10 protein-coding genes, 2 tRNA genes and 3 rRNA genes are annotated in these 19,240 nt (G+C 62.2%); 6 read left to right on the forward strand and 9 right to left on the reverse strand.

All coding sequences use genetic code 11. The features are described 5' to 3' along the window. The first annotated feature begins 79 nt into the window (after positions 1 to 79). The 3 genes from yegQ to QM748_RS14710 all read left to right on the forward strand — a co-directional run bounded on the left by yegQ (position 80) and on the right by QM748_RS14710 (position 3,085). The gene (yegQ, locus tag QM748_RS14700; RefSeq protein WP_415247659.1) at positions 80 to 1,489 is read left to right on the forward strand and encodes a tRNA 5-hydroxyuridine modification protein YegQ; all 1,410 of its coding nucleotides are present in this window, start codon (positions 80 to 82) and stop codon (positions 1,487 to 1,489) included. Positions 1,490 to 1,533: 44 nt separating this feature from the next. Then, the gene (locus QM748_RS14705) at positions 1,534 to 2,202 is read left to right on the forward strand and encodes a DsbA family oxidoreductase (protein ID WP_415247660.1); all 669 of its coding nucleotides are present in this window, start codon (positions 1,534 to 1,536) and stop codon (positions 2,200 to 2,202) included. 82 nt (positions 2,203 to 2,284) lie between these two features. Further along, on the forward strand, positions 2,285 to 3,085 hold the full coding sequence (locus QM748_RS14710; protein ID WP_415247661.1) for an EcsC family protein: 801 nt from the start codon (positions 2,285 to 2,287) through the stop codon (positions 3,083 to 3,085). A gap of 10 nt (positions 3,086 to 3,095) precedes the next feature. Here QM748_RS14710 and QM748_RS14715 read toward each other — a convergent pair whose 3' ends face one another. Continuing rightward, entirely contained in the window at positions 3,096 to 5,729 is a 2,634-nt protein-coding gene (locus QM748_RS14715) for an EAL domain-containing protein (protein WP_415247662.1), read from the reverse strand. Between the two features lie 176 nt (positions 5,730 to 5,905). On the opposite strand from QM748_RS14715, the gene QM748_RS14720 reads away from it, so the two are divergent. Next, positions 5,906 to 6,109, forward strand: coding sequence for a heavy-metal-associated domain-containing protein (locus QM748_RS14720; protein ID WP_415247663.1), 204 nt, complete (start codon positions 5,906 to 5,908; stop codon positions 6,107 to 6,109). Positions 6,110 to 6,309: 200 nt separating this feature from the next. Here the strand turns inward: QM748_RS14720 and rrf are convergent. The 8 genes from rrf to QM748_RS14760 all read right to left on the reverse strand — a co-directional run bounded on the left by rrf (position 6,310) and on the right by QM748_RS14760 (position 16,614). After that, positions 6,310 to 6,423, reverse strand: a 5S ribosomal RNA gene (rrf, locus tag QM748_RS14725). A gap of 111 nt (positions 6,424 to 6,534) precedes the next feature. Then, positions 6,535 to 9,419 (reverse strand): 23S ribosomal RNA (locus QM748_RS14730). Between the two features lie 247 nt (positions 9,420 to 9,666). Continuing rightward, a tRNA-Ala gene (locus QM748_RS14735) sits at positions 9,667 to 9,742 on the reverse strand. A gap of 40 nt (positions 9,743 to 9,782) precedes the next feature. Further along, positions 9,783 to 9,859: transfer RNA gene (locus QM748_RS14740), tRNA-Ile, on the reverse strand. A gap of 78 nt (positions 9,860 to 9,937) precedes the next feature. Continuing rightward, positions 9,938 to 11,473: ribosomal RNA gene (locus tag QM748_RS14745) — 16S ribosomal RNA — on the reverse strand. The 16S, 23S and 5S rRNA genes sit together here with 2 tRNA genes alongside, the layout of an rRNA operon. A 443-nt stretch (positions 11,474 to 11,916) precedes the next feature. Beyond that, positions 11,917 to 14,982 (reverse strand): efflux RND transporter permease subunit, encoded by a 3,066-nt coding sequence (locus QM748_RS14750; RefSeq protein WP_415247664.1) that lies wholly within the window; start codon positions 14,980 to 14,982, stop codon positions 11,917 to 11,919. Beyond that, the gene (locus QM748_RS14755) at positions 14,979 to 15,911 is read right to left on the reverse strand and encodes an efflux RND transporter periplasmic adaptor subunit (RefSeq protein WP_415247665.1); all 933 of its coding nucleotides are present in this window, start codon (positions 15,909 to 15,911) and stop codon (positions 14,979 to 14,981) included. Before QM748_RS14755 ends, QM748_RS14750 begins: the two co-directional genes overlap by 4 nt. 235 nt (positions 15,912 to 16,146) lie before the next feature. Continuing rightward, complete coding sequence (locus QM748_RS14760; RefSeq protein WP_415247666.1) at positions 16,147 to 16,614, reverse strand: winged helix-turn-helix transcriptional regulator; 468 nt, start codon at positions 16,612 to 16,614, stop codon at positions 16,147 to 16,149. Positions 16,615 to 16,746: 132 nt separating this feature from the next. On the opposite strand from QM748_RS14760, the gene QM748_RS14765 reads away from it, so the two are divergent. Further along, positions 16,747 to 18,057 carry a D-amino acid dehydrogenase gene (locus tag QM748_RS14765; protein WP_415247667.1) on the forward strand — a complete coding sequence of 437 codons (1,311 nt, stop codon included), beginning with the start codon at positions 16,747 to 16,749 and terminating at the stop codon, positions 18,055 to 18,057. A gap of 88 nt (positions 18,058 to 18,145) precedes the next feature. Beyond that, on the forward strand, positions 18,146 to 19,207 hold the full coding sequence (gene alr / locus QM748_RS14770; RefSeq protein WP_415247668.1) for an alanine racemase: 1,062 nt from the start codon (positions 18,146 to 18,148) through the stop codon (positions 19,205 to 19,207). The last annotated feature ends 33 nt before the right edge of the window (positions 19,208 to 19,240 follow it).

The raw sequence follows: 19,240 nt of genomic DNA on the forward strand, positions 1-19,240 counted from the left end.
CAGCACACCCGGCCCCGGCGCTGCCTGGCATTAGGGTTTACAATCCCGCCCTCAGCGAACCTTCATAAAATTCAAATACATGCTTCACACCCCACGCCGCCCGGAACTGCTTGCCCCTGCCGGTACGCTCGACATGATGCGCACCGCCTTCGCTTATGGCGCCGACGCCGTCTATGCCGGCCAGCCACGCTATTCGCTGCGCGTGCGCAACAACAGCTTCGGCCAGCTCGACACCCTGGCCGCCGGCATGGCCGAGGCACGCACGGCAGGCAAGCTGTTCTACCTCGTCGCCAACATCTACCCGCACAACGCCAAGATCCGCAGCTTCGAGGAAGACATGGCGCCAGTGATGGAATTGAAGCCCGACGCGCTGATCATGGCCGATCCCGGACTGATGATGATGGTGCGCGAGCGCTGGCCCGAGACCGACATCCACCTGTCGGTGCAGGCCAACACCACCAATTTCGCCTCGGTGCGCTTCTGGCAGTCAGTTGGCGTCAAGCGCATCATCCTGTCGCGCGAGCTGTCGCTGGACGAAGTCGCCGAGATCCGCGATGCCTGTCCGGACATGGAACTGGAAGTCTTCGTCCACGGTGCGCTGTGCATCGCCTATTCGGGCCGCTGCCTGCTGTCGGGCTATTTCAACCACCGCGACCCCAACCAGGGCACCTGTACCAACTCCTGCCGCTGGGACTACAAGCTGCACGCGGCGGACGAAAACGCCGCGGGCGACGTTCAAGCCATCGGCGACAGGCCGATCGGCAATCCGAAGGATTCCGGCGCAGTCGGCACCGCCACCCGCAGCCGGCTCGATACCGTGCAAGGCCTCGCGCTCGGCGGCGGACCGCGCCACATCGGCGGCAGCAAAGTCTGGCTGCTCGAGGAAGGGACCCGCCCGGGCGAGCTGATGCCGATCGAAGAGGACGAGCACGGCACTTACATCCTGAACTCCAGGGATCTGCGCGCGATCGAGCACGTGCAGCGGCTGGTGGAGATCGGCGTCGATTCGCTGAAGATCGAGGGCCGTACCAAGAGCCCCTACTACGTCGCCCGCGCCAGCCAGGGCTATCGCCGCGCCATCGACGATGCGGTGGCCGGCCAGCCCTTCGACCCCCGCCTGCTCGGCGAGCTCGAGGGCCTCGCCAGCCGGGGTTATACCGACGGCTTCTACCAGCGCCATCACACACCCGAGCACCAGAACTACCTGCGAGGTCACTCCGAGTCCGGCCGCAGCCTGCTGGTCGGCGAGATGGTCGGCTACGATGCCGAGCGCGGGCTGGCGGAAATCGAGGTCAAGAACGGCTTCGGCGTCGGCGACAGGCTGGAATTCGTGCAGCCGGGCGGCAACCACAAACTGCAACTCGATCGCATGCTGGCCACCGATGGCGGCAACGTGGAGCGCATCCCCGGCAGTGGCCGGCGCATATGGCTGCCGCTGCCGGCCGGAGCCGACCCGGCGCAGCCCTGTTTCATCGCCCGCTTCCTCTGAGCCGGCGCTGCCCGTCTCATTCCCGTCTTTCCTGCCCCATGACCATGATCCTGAACATAGACCTCGTCTCCGATTTCGTCTGCCCCTGGTGCTTTCTCGGCAAGGTGCGGCTCGACCGTGCGATCGAGGAGCTGAAGGCCAGCCGCCCCGATCTCGACGTCCGCATCAACTGGCTGCCCTTCTTCCTGAACCCCGACACGCCGGAGGCTGGCGAACCGTATCGTGAATTCCTCGAAGCGAAGTTCGGCGGCCCGCTCAAGGCCGATGCCGTGCTCGCCAAGGTCAGCGACGCAGCTGCCGAAGATGGCCTGCACTACGCCTTCGAGCGCATTCGCACCCGCCCCAACACATTGCAGGCACATCGCCTGATGTACCGTGCTCAAGCCATCGGCCAGACACCGGCACGCGTCCAGGCGCTGGCCAGCGCACTGTTCGCCGCCCATTTCCAGGAAGGCCGCGACATCGGCGAAAAAGACACGCTGGCCGACATCGCGGCCGCCAACGGCGAGCGGCGCGACACCGTGCGCGAGTGGCTCGACGGCCGCGAGGACATCGACAAGGTCAGACGCATGGCCGACGGCGTGCGCAAGCAGGGTGTCGAGGGCGTGCCCTTCTTCATCCTCAATCGCAAGCTGGCGGTATCAGGAGCACAGTCGGCAGCCGTGCTGGGCGCAGCAATCCTGCAGTCGCTGGAGGCTGGCAAGCCTTCATGAGCCCACTGCCGGGCCCTGCCGCGGAACGCCTGCTGCGGCAGGGCGTCTGACGCAGCAGAAACATCTTCATGGCCCGAGCCGCATGAATACACCTCTGCTTTCTCCTGCCGATCTCGACGCGCTTGCCCGAGCGCGCGTCCTGCTCGGCCGGCCCAGCCTCGCGGCCCGCTTGAGCAATCTCGTTGGCAGTCCGCTGGAAAAGGGCATGGCACGTCTCCCTGCCAGCTGGCGCGGCCGTGTCGGCGCGCTTGCGCACGATGCCTTGCTGAAAGCACTGGAAACGGCCGCCAGGACACTGAAACCGGAAGTGCGCGATGCTTCGCCCCGGCTGCACAAGCTGCTGGGCTCGGTCAGCGGAGGAGCGGGCGGCGCCTTCGGCCTGGCGGGACTGGCAGTGGAGATTCCGGTATCCACGGTTCTGATCATGCGTGCCATCCTCGACATCGCCCGTGCCGAAGGCGAAAGCATCGACAGCGCCGCAGCGCGGCTGGCCGCACTGGAAGTGTTCGCCCTTGGCGGCACCAGCCCGGGCGACGACGCCGCGGAATCCGGCTACTACGCCGTGCGCGCGGCGCTGGCGACCACGGTGGGCGAAGCGGCGCGTCATCTGGCCGAAAAAGGTTTGACCAGCGAAGGTGCGCCGGCGCTGGTACGGCTGATCACCATGGTCGCCGCACGCTACAAGGTACAGCTTACGCAGAAGGCGGCCGGCATGCTGGTGCCGGGCATCGGCGCGGCAGCTGGCGCCGGCATCAACCTAATGTTCATGAACCACTTCCAGGACGTCAGCCGTGGCCACTTCACCGTACGCCGGCTGGAGCGGACTTACGGCCAGGAAGCGGTGCAGGCTGCCTGGCAGGCGCTCGGCACACGCTCGAACTGAGCCCAGCTCTTCATCCGTACACAGCCACGAAGGAATCCCACGGCAGAGGCTTGCTGAAGTGGAAGCCCTGCGCCAGATCGCAGCCGTGCCGCTGCAGAACGTCGAGATGGGCGCGGGTTTCGACACCCTCGGCAACCACCCGCAAACCCAGACTGTGGCCCAGTGAAATGATCGCCGACGCCAGCGCGGCATCGCGCGCATTGCGGTCGATGCCGCGAACGAAAAGCCGGTCGATCTTCAGTTCGTCGATCGGGAAATCCTTCAGGTAAGCCAGCGACGAATAGCCCGTACCGAAGTCGTCCAGCGCCAGACTGACCCCGAGTCCGCGCAGCTTCTGCATCCGCACGACCGACGCGGCGGTATCGTCCATCAGCATGCTCTCGGTCAATTCGAGCGTCAGCAGCGATGGTTCCATTTCAGTTTCGTACAGTACGCGACGGACCATATCGACGAAACCTTCCTCGCGGAACTGGCGTGCCGAGATATTCACCATCATGCGCAGCGGCGCCCGCTTATCCTTGCGCCACTTGCCATGGCAGATACAGGCGTGGCGCAGCACCCACTCACCAATCGGCACGATCAGGCCGGTTTCCTCGGCCAGGGAGATGAAATCGGCCGGCGACACCAGCCCCAGTTCGGGATGCTGCCAGCGCAGCAAGGCCTCTGCCGCAACCAGTTCAGCGGTATCGGCCTGGACCAGGGGCTGAAAATGCAGCAGCAGCTGGTCACGCTTCAAGGCGCCGTGCAGTGCGGTTTCGAGCGCCAGGTGCTCCAGGCTGCGTGCGTTCATTGCCGGCTGGTAGAGCTGGAAGCTGTTGCGCCCCTCTTCCTTCGCTCTGTACATGGCGACGTCGGCATTCTTGATCAAGGTGGCGGAGTCGGCTGAATCATCCGGATAGATGCTGATGCCGACGCTGGTCGTCACCACCAGTTCCCGGCCATCGATGGCGATCGGCCTGCGCAGGGCCGCAACGATGCGGCGCGCCGTTGCTGCGGCGGCGTCGGGCTGGGAGAGATTGCCGAGAACGACGATGAACTCGTCCCCACCCATACGTGCCACCGTATCGTCATCCCTCAGGCAGAGGCGAATGCGATTGGCGATTTCCACCAGCACACGATCGCCGACTTCATGCCCAAGGCTGTCATTGATGCGCTTGAAGCGATCGAGGTCGACGAACATCACCGCCAGCCGGCCGCTCATCCGCGCTGCATGCGAAAGTTCGACCTGCAGACGGTCTTCCAGCAAACGCCGGTTCGGCAACCCGGTCAATGGGTCGTAATAGGCAAGGTCGCGAATGCGGGCCTCGGTTTCCTTCAGCAGGCTGATGTCGGTGAATACGGCCGCATAGTGGGTCACTTGGCCCTTCTCGTCCTTGATCGCCGTGATGTGCAGCAGCTCCGGGTAGATTTCGCCCGATTTGCGCCTGTTCCAGATTTCTCCCTGCCACTTCCCTTCTGCCTGCAGGCGAAACCACATCCGGGCATAGAAAGCCGAACTCTGCCTGCCTGACGACAGGAGCGAAGGGCGGCGGCCGACGACTTCTTCTTCCGTATAACCGGTGAGCCGGCTGAATGCAGGGTTGACCGAGATGATCATGCCTTCGGCATCGGTCACCATGATGCCCTCGAGCGAGCTCTCGATGACCCGCTCTGCCAGATACAGATTGCGCCGGGAATGGTTCAGCGCACGGTCCGATTCATGCAGTGCCTGCTGCAGCTCATCGACATAGGCAAGCTCCATGCTGCCCAGGATGTCGCGGAAGCTGATCACGTCGGCCAGGGAACCATCGCTGCGCAGCACGCCGATGTGGCGGATGCGGCGTTCGGTCATCATTGCCCGTGCCCGGTACAGGCTGTAGTGCTCATCGACCGTCAGCAGCGGGCGGCTGGCAAGTACGCCGACAGCAAGGCCGAGCCCCTTCCTTGCCACCAGGCGCATGACATCACGCTCGGTCACGATCCCGTAGCGCCCTTGGGCCTCCGCCGCGAGGTCGGCGCCAAAGTCCACCACCACCGCATCGAGCGCAGCCTCGCGCATCAGTTTGACGGCCTCGGCCATCGAAGTGTCTGCGGGCAGCACGCGCAGCCCGCCCTTGATCAGGGAGTCAACCTTTCTCAGCTTGAGATAGTGCTCGACCCCCTGGTTGAGCACGATATCGGACAAGGACACGATACCGCAGCGCCGCCCGTCCTCCTCATCCACCACCAGATAGTGGCGCATCTGCTCTTCACGAAAGCGCTGGGTGAGCTCATGCAGGTTCATGGCGGCTGGTACGGTACGTACCGGAGAGCTCATGACGGCAGAAATCGGCCGAAAGAAGACTTCCGAGTCAGTAAAGTTGATCGCCAGGGCATCCCGTTCAGTCCAGATGCCAAGAACCTCCCCTTGCTCGACGACGAGAATCGAACTGACGCGGCGTTCACTCATCAGGCGTGCCGCTTCGTACAGTGGCACCTCGGGGGCACATTCGAGCAGGTCACCATGTGCGATCGCCCCCGCCCTCAAGGCATCGGCAGAAGGCAGGCGAAGCTCCTTTTCGAGCGAGTCGCCAAAAGAATCATCAGAGAACGTCATTGCTAAACAGTGGGATTGGGGAAGGAGGTGTTTGAATCCTGCGTACAGTGCCGATTCTCGTGCCGGCATCTGCTGCTGACTCCATGCTCTCAGAATAAGCGCACTCTGCACAAGTCGGCATCATCTCTGCCTCACGCTGCATGGGCGTCCTTTTTGCCGACGACACCACCTCCGGTATCATCAGAGTTTGCGGTCGGCGAACAGCACACGACCGCCCATCAGATCACCCGAGCGGAGCATTTTCCATGCAGACGACCACCCTGATCATCAGCGGCATGCAGGACGAACAGTGTCTGCGTCTGGTCACCAACGCCATCCAGGACCTTCCAGGCATCGGCTATCTGGAAATCATGCTTGAAACCGGCGAGGCAACGATCGAGCACGGCAATTTTGTTTCATCTGCAGACATTTACCAGGCGATCGAAGACGCCGGCTTCAGTGCCCGCTGAGAGCGGGAGGCCAGATTTGCCGAAACCCATGGCGGCAGGATACAAAAACTGCGATAGCTCTTATCACGCCCCTTGCCAAAGCTGACAAACCAATAGCCGCACTGCGGCCTTGGGTGGTCTGGAGGTTGTTCTGTCCTGGTGCTGTAGACGCAAAAACGCCCGAACGTTGTACATGTTCGGGCGTTTTTTTGTGTGAGTTAGTCTGACGATGACCTACTTTCACGAGGGCGGACCTCACTATCATCGGCGCGTTTGTGTTTCACGGTCCTGTTCGGGATGGGAAGGGGTGGTACCACAAAGCTATGGTCGTCAGACTGTGACTTGTTCCCTGCGTGGGTTGCAGGGCAAAGGAGGAAGAAGTGTGTGTTGTGTGATTGGTGCGCGCGCTGCGCACGTTACGAGTTCTAGTGTGCATTCAAGGTTATAGGATCAAGCCACACGGGCAATTAGTATCGGTTAGCTCAACGTGTTGCCACGCTTCCACACCCGACCTATCAACGTTGTGGTCTTCAACGACCCTTCAGGGGGCTCGAGGCCCCGGGGAAGTCTCATCTTGAGGCGAGTTTCCCGCTTAGATGCTTTCAGCGGTTATCTCTTCCGCACATAGCTACCCGGCGATGCGACTGGCGTCACAACCGGTACACCAGGGGTGCGTCCACTCCGGTCCTCTCGTACTAGGAGCAGGCCCTCTCAAACTTCCAGCGCCCACGGCAGATAGGGACCAAACTGTCTCACGACGTTTTAAACCCAGCTCACGTACCACTTTAAATGGCGAACAGCCATACCCTTGGGACCGACTACAGCCCCAGGATGTGATGAGCCGACATCGAGGTGCCAAACTCCGCCGTCGATGTGAACTCTTGGGCGGAATCAGCCTGTTATCCCCAGAGTACCTTTTATCCGTTGAGCGATGGCCCTTCCATACAGAACCACCGGATCACTATGACCTGCTTTCGCACCTGCTCGACTTGTGGGTCTCGCAGTCAAGCCACCTTTTGCCATTGCACTATCAGTACGATGTCCGACCGTACCTAGGTGACCTTCGTACTCCTCCGTTACCTTTTGGGAGGAGACCGCCCCAGTCAAACTGCCCACCATGCACGGTCCCCGACCTGGATTCACAGGCCTGGGTTAGAACCTCGACGACACCAGGGTGGTATTTCAAGGATGGCTCCACCGGAACTGGCGTCCCGGTTTCATAGCCTCCCACCTATCCTACACAAGTCCCGTCAAAGTCCAATGCAAAGCTACAGTAAAGGTTCATGGGGTCTTTCCGTCTAGCCGCGGGGAGATTGCATCTTCACAAACATTTCAACTTCGCTGAGTCTCAGGAGGAGACAGTGTGGCCATCGTTACGCCATTCGTGCAGGTCGGAACTTACCCGACAAGGAATTTCGCTACCTTAGGACCGTTATAGTTACGGCCGCCGTTTACCGGGGCTTCGATCAAGAGCTTGCACCCCATCACTTAACCTTCCGGCACCGGGCAGGCGTCACACCGTATACGTTCACTTTCGTGTTTGCACAGTGCTGTGTTTTTAATAAACAGTCGCAGCCACCGATTCTCTGCGGCCCCTTCGCCCTTCGGATGTTCTCCTACAAGCTAACGGGGCATACCTTCTCCCGAAGTTACGGTATCAATTTGCCGAGTTCCTTCTCCTGAGTTCTCTCAAGCGCCTGGGTATTCTCTACCAGCCCACCTGTGTCGGTTTGCGGTACGGTCAGTTCTAGACTGAAGCTTAGAGGCTTTTCCTGGAAGCTGGGTATCAGTTGCTTCAGACCCGAAGGTCCTCGTTATCACGCCTCAGCTCAGCCCGGCGGATTTGCCTACCGGGCACGCCTACACGCTTGAACCACCTATTCCAACAGATGGCCAACCTAACCTTCTCCGTCCCCCCATCGCATCTAAAACCGGTACAGGAATATTGACCTGTTTCCCATCGACTACGCATTTCTGCCTCGCCTTAGGGGCCGACTCACCCTGCGCCGATGAACGTTGCGCAGGAAACCTTGGGCTTACGGCGAGGGTGCTTTTCACACCCTTTATCGCTACTCATGTCAGCATTCGCACTTCCGATACCTCCAGCATCCCTTACGAGACACCTTCGCAGGCCTACGGAACGCTCCCCTACCACGTGTCAAAGACACATCCGCAGCTTCGGTTCATGGCTTGAGCCCCGTTACATCTTCCGCGCAGGACGACTCGACTAGTGAGCTATTACGCTTTCTTTAAAGGGTGGCTGCTTCTAAGCCAACCTCCTAGCTGTCTGTGCCTTCCCACCTCGTTTGCCACTTAGCCATGCATTTGGGACCTTAGCTGGCGGTCTGGGTTGTTTCCCTCTTGACACCGGACGTTAGCACCCGATGTCTGTCTGCCGTATATCACTTTGCGGTATTCGGAGTTTGCTATCGCGGGGTAGATCGCAGTGACCCCCCCAACGATTACAGTGCTCTACCCCCGCAAGTGTCCGTACGACGCACTACCTAAATAGTTTTCGGGGAGAACCAGCTATTTCCGGATTTGTTTAGCCTTTCACCCCTATCCACAGCTCATCCCCTAACTTTTCAACGTTAGTGGGTTCGGACCTCCAGTACCTGTTACGGCACCTTCATCCTGGCCATGGATAGATCATCCGGTTTCGGGTCTACGCCCAGCAACTACGACGCCCTTATCAGACTCGCTTTCGCTACGCCTCCCCTATTCGGTTAAGCTCGCTACTGAACGTAAGTCGCTGACCCATTATACAAAAGGTACGCAGTCACCCCTTTCGAGGCTCCCACTGTTTGTATGCATGCGGTTTCAGGATCTATTTCACTCCCCTCCCGGGGTTCTTTTCGCCTTTCCCTCACGGTACTGGTTAACTATCGGTCGATCACGAGTATTTAGCCTTGGAGGATGGTCCCCCCATCTTCAGACAGGATTACACGTGTCCCGCCCTACTTGTCGCACGCTCAGACCCGCCACCGGCTTTTCGCATACGGGACTATCACCCTGTATCGTCGGACTTTCCAGACCGTTTTGCTAAGCTGATGGTTTAGTCGTGCAGGCTACTCCGCGTTCGCTCGCCACTACTTGCGGAATCTCGGTTGATTTCTGTTCCTGCGGCTACTTAGATGTTTCAGTTCGCCGCGTTCGCCTCCTCTGGCCTATGTATTGAGCCAGGGATGACCCTTGCGGGCCGGGTTTCCCCATTCGGACATCGTGGGATCAAAGCTCTATTGCCAGCTCCCCCACGCTTTTCGCAGGCTTACACGTCCTTCATCGCCTGTGATCGCCAAGGCATCCACCACATGCACTTAGTCGCTTGATCCTATAACCTTGGTGCCTCAATGAAGCACCCCTGTCACAGGTCGAACTCGTTTGTGCGGCCCAAACTGTGCTGACAACGCAGTCTGAGCCAATGCAATCACACAACTGCAGTACGCACCGGCTCGATGCGTACTACACTTCTTCCACTTTGTTAAAGAGCAAACCTCAAACCGGCTTCTCGCCGATCAAGAAGTCAGAGATGGTGTCTATCCAAACACCATCTCTGACTTCCCGAAACACACATGACCTGGTGGAGCTGGTCGGGATCGAACCGACGACCTACGGCTTGCAAAGCCGCCGCTCTCCCAGCTGAGCTACAGCCCCCTTGTCTCAAGCAAACTTGATTCGGAGCAACCTAAAACTCTGGTGGGTCTGGTTGGGTTCGAACCAACGACCCCCGCCTTATCAAGACGGTGCTCTAACCAGCTGAGCTACAGACCCTCTCATGCACTTCGAGGCTCTTCGCCTGAACAACCGATAAGTTGTGGATACTTGGCAACCATGACCTCTTTTCTCTTGAAAGGAGGTGATCCAGCCGCACCTTCCGATACGGCTACCTTGTTACGACTTCACCCCAGTCATGAATCTCACCGTGGTAAGCGCCCCCCCGAAGGTTAAGCTACCTACTTCTGGTGAAACCCACTCCCATGGTGTGACGGGCGGTGTGTACAAGACCCGGGAACGTATTCACCGCAGCATGCTGATCTGCGATTACTAGCGATTCCGACTTCACGTAGTCGAGTTGCAGACTACGATCCGGACTACGATCGGCTTTAAGGGATTGGCTCCACCTCGCGGCTTGGCAACCCTCTGTACCGACCATTGTATGACGTGTGAAGCCCTACCCATAAGGGCCATGAGGACTTGACGTCATCCCCACCTTCCTCCGGTTTGTCACCGGCAGTCTCACTAGAGTGCCCAACCAAATGATGGCAACTAGTGACAAGGGTTGCGCTCGTTGCGGGACTTAACCCAACATCTCACGACACGAGCTGACGACAGCCATGCAGCACCTGTGTTCTGGCTCCCGAAGGCACTCTCGCCTCTCAGCAAGATTCCAGACATGTCAAGGGTAGGTAAGGTTTTTCGCGTTGCATCGAATTAATCCACATCATCCACCGCTTGTGCGGGTCCCCGTCAATTCCTTTGAGTTTTAACCTTGCGGCCGTACTCCCCAGGCGGTCAACTTCACGCGTTAGCTGCGTCACTCAGTGCATTGCTGCTCCGAACGACTAGTCGACATCGTTTAGGGCGTGGACTACCAGGGTATCTAATCCTGTTTGCTCCCCACGCTTTCGTGCATGAGCGTCAGTACAGGCCCAGGGGGCTGCCTTCGCCATCGGTGTTCCTCCACATCTCTACGCATTTCACTGCTACACGTGGAATTCCACCCCCCTCTGCCGTACTCTAGCCTGCCAGTCACAAGCGCAGTTCCCAGGTTAAGCCCGGGGATTTCACGCCTGTCTTGGCAAACCGCCTGCGCACGCTTTACGCCCAGTAATTCCGATTAACGCTCGCACCCTACGTATTACCGCGGCTGCTGGCACGTAGTTAGCCGGTGCTTCTTAGTCCGGTACCGTCATCCACACCCTCTATTAAAAGATGCGATTTCTTCCCGGCCGAAAGAGCTTTACAACCCGAAGGCCTTCTTCACTCACGCGGCATGGCTGGATCAGGGTTGCCCCCATTGTCCAAAATTCCCCACTGCTGCCTCCCGTAGGAGTCTGGGCCGTGTCTCAGTCCCAGTGTGGCGGATCATCCTCTCAGACCCGCTACAGATCGTCGCCTAGGTGGGCCTTTACCCCACCTACTAGCTAATCTGACATCGGCCGCTCCAATCGCGCGAGGCCCGAAGGTCCCCCGCTTTCTCCCTCAGGACGTATGCGGTATTAGCACATCTTTCGATGTGTTATCCCCCACGACTGGGTACGTTCCGATGCATTACTCACCCGTTCGCCACTCGCCGCCAGGCCGAAGCCCGCGCTGCCGTTCGACTTGCATGTGTAAAGCATGCCGCCAGCGTTCAATCTGAGCCAGGATCAAACTCTTAAGTTCAATCCTACAAAGTACTCAAAATACTGACTTGCAGTATGAGCACCTAATCATTGTGAAACCGTGGCCGAAGCCACCGAGACCACAACCACCAAGCACCCACACTTATCGGTTGTTCAAGTTTTTAAAGATCCGTGCCGGTCAGCACAGAAGCGAGATTATGATCAACATCCAACAACCTGTCAACCACCCGGGAAACTTTCTTCAACACAACAAAAAAGAAAACCCAAAAAAAACCGCTTCCAAAACCAACCGCAACCCCCGCAACACCCACCAAAATCACCCGGGCGCCGCGAGAAAGATCGGCATTATAGACACCAACACAAAACCGTCAAGAACTACACGCAACAGAAATATTGATCCGCTCATGAGCCCAGGGCAACTACCCATACGGGCCGACCAGGCAGACACTCACTGCCCTTGCACACGGGCCTGTCACACCACCATTACGCCTCGGCCGGCGCATCCAGCCTGAACCACAGCGCGTAAAGCGCCGGCACGAACAACAGGGTAATGGCGGTTCCGACCGCCACACCGCCAATCAGCACATAGGCCAGCGGCCCCCAGAAGGTATCCAGCGTCAGCGGAATGAAGGCGAAGGCTGCCGCCAGCGCGGTGAGGATGACCGGCCGGGCCCGCTGCACCGCGGCCTCGACGACGCTGTCGAAGGCCTCCATGCCTGATTCCAGGTTGTCAGCAACCTGCTGAGTGAGGATCAGGGTATTGCGCATCAGGATGCCGGCCAGCCCGGTCAGGCCAAGCAGGGCGACGAAGCCGAAGGGCTGGTTGAACAGCAGCAGTGCCAGCACCGCGCCGATCAAGCCCAGCGGGGCAGTGGCAAGGACGATGAAAGTGCCGGAGAAGGATCTCATCTGCAGCATGATGAAGATCAGCATGAAGGCCACCATCACCGGCTGCAGCTTCTGGATGGACGCATTCGCCTTGCCCGACTGCTCGACCGCGCCGGAGATGTCCAGGCGATAGCCCTGCGGCAGCTCGGCGCGCAGCGGCGCCAGCGATTTCCACAGCGCCTCGGTGACGTCGTTCGGCTGCGCGCCCTCGATCTCGGCCTGCACCGTCAGCTCGAATTCGCGGTTGTAGCGCTTGATCACCGGCTCCTCGAACCTGACTTCGATGCTGCCCAGCTGTCCGGCAGGCAATTTTCGCCCATCGGGCGTGAGGACCTCGAGTGCCGACAGACTACTGGCATCGAGCCGCTGCCCGCCGCTGGCGCCGCGCGCAATGACGTCCACCGTGCGAATGTCCTGGCGGACCTGGGTCACGCGCAGGCCGTCGAGCTGGAACTGCAGCTGCTGCGAGACGTCCTGCGGCGTCAGGCCCAGCAGTCTCAACCTCGCGTGGTCCATGGCCAGATGCAGCACCGGAACTCTTTCATCCCACTCGAGGTGCGGATCGACCACGTGCGGGCTGGACGCCATGACTTCGCGCACCTGATGGGCGATGCGGCGCAACTCCTGCGCCTCCGGCCCGACCACGCGGAACGCCACCGGCCAGACCACCGGCGGGCCGAACAACAGGCGGGACACCCGCACCCGTGCCTCGGGGAATTCGCCGTCATCGATACGCTGCTTCAGTTCATCCATCACCCGGGTCCGCGCCTCGACCCCTTGCGTCACCGCGATGATCTTGGCAAAAGCCGAATCCTGAGGCTCGGGGTTGGCAGACAGGAAGAAGCGCGGCGCGCCACCACCCGTATAGCTCGACAGCGTCCGCACCTCCGGCATCGGCGCCAGAATCGCTTCCAGCTTGCGCACCGCCGCATCGGTGCTGCCGATGCTGCTGCCTTGCGGCAAATAGACGCTCACCAGCACCTCGGGCCGATCCGAACTGGGGAAGAACTGCTTCTGCACGAGCGTGACCATGCCAACGATCGCCGCCGCCAGCAACAGAACGGTCGTAAAAACCACTGTCCGACGCCAGCTGACGCACCCGGCAATGAGCCGGCGCAAGCGCTTGAACATCGGTGTCCGGTAAACGTCCGCATCCCCATGCGCGTGCTGATGCGCCACCTCGGGCAGCATCTTCACGCCGAGATAGGGCGCGAACACCACCGCCACCAGCCAGGACACCAGCAGGGAGACCGCCAGCACCCAGAAGATGTTGCCGGCGTATTCACCCACCGATGAGCGCGCGAAGCCGATCGGCAGAAAGCCCGCCACGGTGACCAGAGTGCCGAACAGCATCGGCGCCGCCGTCACGTTCCAGGCATGGGCGGCCGCATGCACGCGGCTCCAGCCCTGCTCCATCTTCACCAGCATCATCTCGACGGCGATGATCGCATCGTCCACGAGCAGGCCCAGGCCGATGATCAAGGCACCGAGCGAAACCCGGTCCAGGTTGATGCCCATCAACTTCATGATCAGGAAGGTGATGCCCAGCGTCACCGGCACCGCGATCCCGACCACCAGCCCGGCACGCCAGCCGATGGCCAGCATGCTGACGGCCACCACCACGGCCACCGCCACCAGGAACTTGAGCTGGAAGAGATTGACCGCACTGGCAATGGCTTCCGACTGGTTGGTCAGCACCTCCAGCGACAGGCCCAGAGGCAGGCGCACGCGCTCTGCCTCGATGAATTCGGCGAGATGCTCGCCCAGCGACAGGCCGTTCTCACCCTTGTTCATGACCACGCCAAGCAGCAGCGCGTCCTCGCCCCGCGAACGCACCAGATAGCTCGGTGGATCCTCGTAGCCGCGATGCACGCTGGCGATGTCGCCGAGCCGCAACACCCGATCGCCCACCCGCAGCGGCACGGCGGCAAGCTGCGCCGGATCGGACAAATCCGCATCGAGCCGAAGATTCAGGCGCGGCCCCGCTGTTTCCATACTGCCGGCCGGCAGCAGGCGATTGTGGGTCGAGATGGCGTCGAATACAGCCTGTGGCGACAGGCCCAGATTGACCAGCGTGGCGTTGTCGAAATCGAGGTACACACGCTCGGCACGCTCGCCCAGCACCAGGGCCTTGTGCACCCCGGGCACGTGCTGCAGCCGGTCACGGATCGCCTCGGCCTCCCGTGTCAGTTCGCGCATCGGCATGCCAGGCGCGGTCAGCGCGATCAGGCTGAAATAGGTGTCGGCAAAGTCCTCATTGACGATCGGCCCGATCGCCCCTGCAGGCAATCGGCCCGCCTCCTCCTGCATGCGCTTGCGCACCTGGTACTTGAGATCGGGCACCTGCGCGGCCGGCGTGTAGTCGTGGAACTCGATCTGCAGGTTGGCCATGCCCGGGCGTACCGTGGTGATGATGCGATAGATGTTCTCGACCTCCTGGATGCGCTTTTCCAACCGGTTGACCACCTGTTCCTGCATCTCCTGCGGCGTGGCGCCGGGCCAGACCGCATTGACCACCAGCACCCGCATGGTGAACGCCGGATCCTCGGCGCGCCCCAGCGACAGGAAGGCATAGACTCCCGCCAGCACTGCGAGGACGAGAAAGAACAGCGTGACCGAGCGCTCGCGCACGGCGAGCGCGGACAGGTTGGGGAAGCTCATCGCGCCAGCTCCCGCACCTTCATGCCTTCGGTCAACAAATGGGTGCCCAGCGCCACCACGGAATCGCCTGCTGCCAGCGCGCCACGCACCTGCGCCACCTCGCCGTCGATGCCGCGCACCTCGACCGGCACGGCTTCGACGGCGCCCTCGCGCACGCGCCAGACACGAGGCCCTTCGCCGCGCTCGTTGAGCGCCGCGAGCGGCACGACCAGGCTGCCGTCGGCCTCCTGTTCGACATGGAAGCGCGCGCGCAGCACGGCGCCCAGCATCAAGCCATGCCGCACGCCCTGCACCGTGTAACGCGCCCGCAGCGTGCGGCCCTGGGGCTCGACCGCGCCGGCTGTCTCACGCAGGACCAACGGCAAGCTCATGTCCCCATCCAGCAGGGCAAGGCCTTCAGCCGGCGGCACCACGCCTGCCGGGAAATTCACTTCGAGCTCCCGTTCGCCCGCCTGCGCCAGCTGCGCCACCCGCTGGCCCACACCGACGACCTGGCCAGGTTCGCCAACGACATCGACCAGCACGCCCGCCGCCGGCGCCTGCAGCCGGGCATAACCCAGCGCGTTGCGTGCCTGCACCAGCCGCGCTGCCGCGGCTTCCCGCCGTGTCTGCGCTTCACGCCGGGCCAGCTCGAAGCGCTCGGCGGCCTGTGCGCTGGTGTAATTGCGCTCATGCAACTGCCGTGCCCGCCTCAGATCGGCATCCGCCGTGCTCAGCGCCGTCTCGGCCGCCGCCAGATCGGCCTGGGCCGCACGCACGCCTTGTTCGAGATCGTGGGTATCTAGCTGGAACAGCAACTGGCCGGCCGCAACCTGCTCTCCTGCATCGACCGCACGGCGGACGATACGCCCGCCGACCTGGAAGGCCAGCGGCGACTCCACCCGTGCCCGCACCGTGCCGGACAGACCGAGATCAGCCGCGGCCGCCATCCCCACCTGTGCAGTCCTGACGAAAGGCGGCGCCTTCTCTGCCTCTGGCGAAGGCGCCCTGCCGCAGGCAGCGAGCACCAACACAGCAAGGGAAAACAAAAGCATCGAGCAGCGCATGGCAGTTCCGTATCCGGGGCGAATCGTTCTATTGCATCGTTCCAGGAACAGCCTGTCCCTGGCAAAGGGAAATATTATCCTTCTCTGATACGGGTATCGATACCGCCTGCTACCCCGCTCACGGCTCGGGCGGCAGATAAAGGCTTTCCTTCACCTCTTCCATCACCACGTAGCTGCGCGACTCGGTGGCCGAAGGCAGCTTGAGCAGGATGTTGCCGAGCAGGCGGCGATAGTCGCTCATTTCGGCGATGCGCGCCTTGATCAGGTAGTCGAAATCTCCCGACACCAGATGGCACTCCATCACTTCCGGCACATAGGCAAGCTGCTTCTTCACCCGGTCGAAAGTGTCGTTCGACTTCGCCGACAGCTTGAGTTCGACGAACACCAGCAGAGGCCTGCCGAGGGCACGCGGATCGACGCGCGCGTGATAGCCAGTGATGACGCCCTCGCGCTCCAGGCGCCGCACGCGCTCGGTACATGGCGTCGCCGACAGGCCGACACGCTGGGCCAGCTCGGTCATCGACAAGCGCCCTTCCTTCTGCAGCAGGTCGATGATCTTCCGGTCCACACGATCGAGTTCGCGCATTTCACTACCCCTGTCGAAAAACAGCTGGATGAACTGACTGTTTCACTGTTCAGCATCATTTTTTAAGTGAAAAACGCTGCTTGAGCTTGCCTAGACTGCATACATCCAACGGCAATCGGGCAGGAGCCAGCCATGCATGTGATCGTACTCGGAAGCGGCGTCATCGGCACCACCACGGCGTGGTATCTCGCCCAGCGCGGCGCACGCGTGACCGTGCTGGAACGCCAGCCCGGCGCCGCACTCGAAACCAGCTTCGCCAACGCCGGCCAGGTCTCGCCCGGCTACTCGACGCCCTGGGCGGCGCCCGGCATTCCGCTGAAGGCGCTCAAATGGCTGTTCCAGCGCCACGCCCCACTCGCCATCCGCGCCGACGGCAGCCTCTTCCAGCTGCGCTGGATGCTGCAGATGCTGGCCAACTGCAGCGCGGACCGCTATGCGCTCAACAAGGAGCGCATGATGAGGCTGTCCGAGTACGCTCGCGACTGCCTGCGCACCCTGCGCAGCGAAACCGGCCTCCGCTACGAGGAACGCAGCCTCGGCACCCTGCAGCTGTTCCGCAGCCAGGCCCAACTGGACGCCGCCCGGCGCGACATTGCCGTACTGCAGGAATGCGGCGTGCCTTTCGAACTGCTGAGCCCAGCGGAACTCACCGATGCCGAACCCGCACTCGCCCGCAGCCGCAGCCCGCTGGCCGGGGGCTTGCGGCTGCCGAACGACGAGACCGGCGACTGCCACCTGTTCACCACCCGGCTCGCCGAGATGGCACAGCAGGCCGGCGTGGAGTTCCGCTACGGCGTCGATGTCGGCGAAATCCTGACCGGCGGCGGAGGCGTGATCGGCGTCCGCATCGGCACGGGCAAGCACAGCCAGGTGCTGGCCGCCGACCGCTACGTGCTCGCGCTGGGCAGCTATTCGCGCCAGATGGCAGCCGGCCTGGGCCTGGATCTGCCGGTCTATCCGGTCAAGGGCTACTCCCTGACCGTGCCGCTGACCGATCCCGACGCCGCCCCACGCTCGACCGTGCTGGATGAAACCTACAAGGTCGCGGTGACGCGCTTCGACCAGCGCATCCGCGTCGGCGGCATGGCCGAACTGGGCGGCTTCGACCTGCGCCTGAATCCCCGCCGCCGCGAAACGCTCGAGAAGGTGGTGGCCGACCTGTTCCCGCACGGCGGCGACATCGCCGGCGCGCAGTTCTGGACCGGCCTGCGGCCGATGACGCCGGACTCGACCCCGATCATCGGCGCCACGCCCTACCCCGAGCTGTTCATCAACACCGGCCACGGCACCCTGGGGTGGACCATGTCCTGCGGTGCGGGCGAACTCGTCGCTGATCTGGTCACCGGCCGCCAGCCCGCCATCCGCCACGACGACCTCGGCCTGCGCCGCTATGGCGACGGAACCGTGCGGCATGCACAGGGCCTGAGCCTGTCACCGGCCTGAAACCTGACGCAGGCCTTGCAGACCATCCGCATTGCAGCGCGCGGCTCTTGGGCGCACCATGTGCGCCCCGCTTTACTGGATTGAAACGATGCGCCCCGCCCGCGCCCTGATCGATCTCGCCGCCCTGCGCCACAACTACCGGCTCGCGCGCGCCCGCCATGGCAGCTCGGCACTCGCCGTGGTCAAGGCCAATGCCTACGGCCACGGCGCGGTGCGCTGCGCCCGCGCCCTGGCAGAAGAAGCCGACGGCTTCGCCGTGGCCTTCCTCGACGAGGCGCTGGAACTGCGCGCGGCCGGCATCACCGCGCCGATCCTGCTGCTCGAAGGCGTGTTCGATGCCCTCGAGCTGGCGGATGCCGTCCGCCACGAACTATGGGTGGTGGTCCACCACGAAGCCCAGCTGCGCATGATCGAGACCACGCCGCTGGCGATGCCGCTGCACATCTGGCTGAAGGCCAACAGCGGCATGAACCGCGCCGGCTTCGTCGGCCCCGCCGTCGCCAATGCCTGGCAGCGACTGCAGGCGAGCGGCAAGGTCAGGGAGATCACGCTGATGACGCATTTCGCCCGCGCCGACGAACCGCAGATTCTCTCCACTGCCGAGCAGCTCGACCGCTTCGAGGCCGCCACCCGGGGTCTGGCAGGGACCCGCAGCCTGGCGAATTCCGCCGCCATCCTCGGCTGGCCTCGGGCACATCGTGACTGGGCGCGTCCCGGCATCCTGCTCTACGGCGCCGATCCGATGCCCGGCGAAGGCAACGGCCTGCAGCCGGTGATGACGCTGGAAAGCGCGGTGATGGCGGTGCGCGAGCTCGAAGCCGGCGATGCGCTCGGCTACGGCGGCCGCTTCGTCGCCGGACGGCACACCCGGGTGGGGCTGGTGGCGATGGGCTATGCCGACGGCTATCCGCGCGTGGTGCCCGACGGCACGCCGGTCGCCATCGACGGCCAGCCGGGCCGCCTGATCGGCCGCGTGTCGATGGACATGCTGACGGTGGATCTCACCGACCTGCCATCAGCCGGCATCGGCAGCCGGGTGGAACTGTGGGGCCGGCAGGTGCCGGTCAACCGCATCGCCGAGGCAGCGGGCACCATCGCCTACGAACTGCTGTGCAACGTAAAACGGGTGCGCTTCAGCTATCAGGACTGAGGCGATCCGGCAGGCAGCGCAAAGCCGCCTGCC

The sequence above is a fragment of the Thauera sp. genome (assembly GCF_047601425.1).
Lineage (GTDB): Bacteria > Pseudomonadota > Gammaproteobacteria > Burkholderiales > Rhodocyclaceae > Thauera.

What these genes read in the sequence shown, in the direction of transcription:
- yegQ (WP_415247659.1), top strand. Translation starts at nt 80, where the DNA reads ATGCTTCACACCCCACGCCGCCCGGAACTGCTTGCCCCTGCCGGTACG.
- QM748_RS14705 (WP_415247660.1), top strand. Translation starts at nt 1,534, where the DNA reads ATGATCCTGAACATAGACCTCGTCTCCGATTTCGTCTGCCCCTGGTGC.
- QM748_RS14710 (WP_415247661.1), top strand. Translation starts at nt 2,285, where the DNA reads ATGAATACACCTCTGCTTTCTCCTGCCGATCTCGACGCGCTTGCCCGA.
- QM748_RS14715 (WP_415247662.1), bottom strand. Translation starts at nt 5,729, where the DNA reads ATGCCGGCACGAGAATCGGCACTGTACGCAGGATTCAAACACCTCCTT.
- QM748_RS14720 (WP_415247663.1), top strand. Translation starts at nt 5,906, where the DNA reads ATGCAGACGACCACCCTGATCATCAGCGGCATGCAGGACGAACAGTGT.
- QM748_RS14750 (WP_415247664.1), bottom strand. Translation starts at nt 14,982, where the DNA reads ATGAGCTTCCCCAACCTGTCCGCGCTCGCCGTGCGCGAGCGCTCGGTC.
- QM748_RS14755 (WP_415247665.1), bottom strand. Translation starts at nt 15,911, where the DNA reads ATGGCGGCCGCGGCTGATCTCGGTCTGTCCGGCACGGTGCGGGCACGG.
- QM748_RS14760 (WP_415247666.1), bottom strand. Translation starts at nt 16,614, where the DNA reads ATGCGCGAACTCGATCGTGTGGACCGGAAGATCATCGACCTGCTGCAG.
- QM748_RS14765 (WP_415247667.1), top strand. Translation starts at nt 16,747, where the DNA reads ATGCATGTGATCGTACTCGGAAGCGGCGTCATCGGCACCACCACGGCG.
- alr (WP_415247668.1), top strand. Translation starts at nt 18,146, where the DNA reads ATGCGCCCCGCCCGCGCCCTGATCGATCTCGCCGCCCTGCGCCACAAC.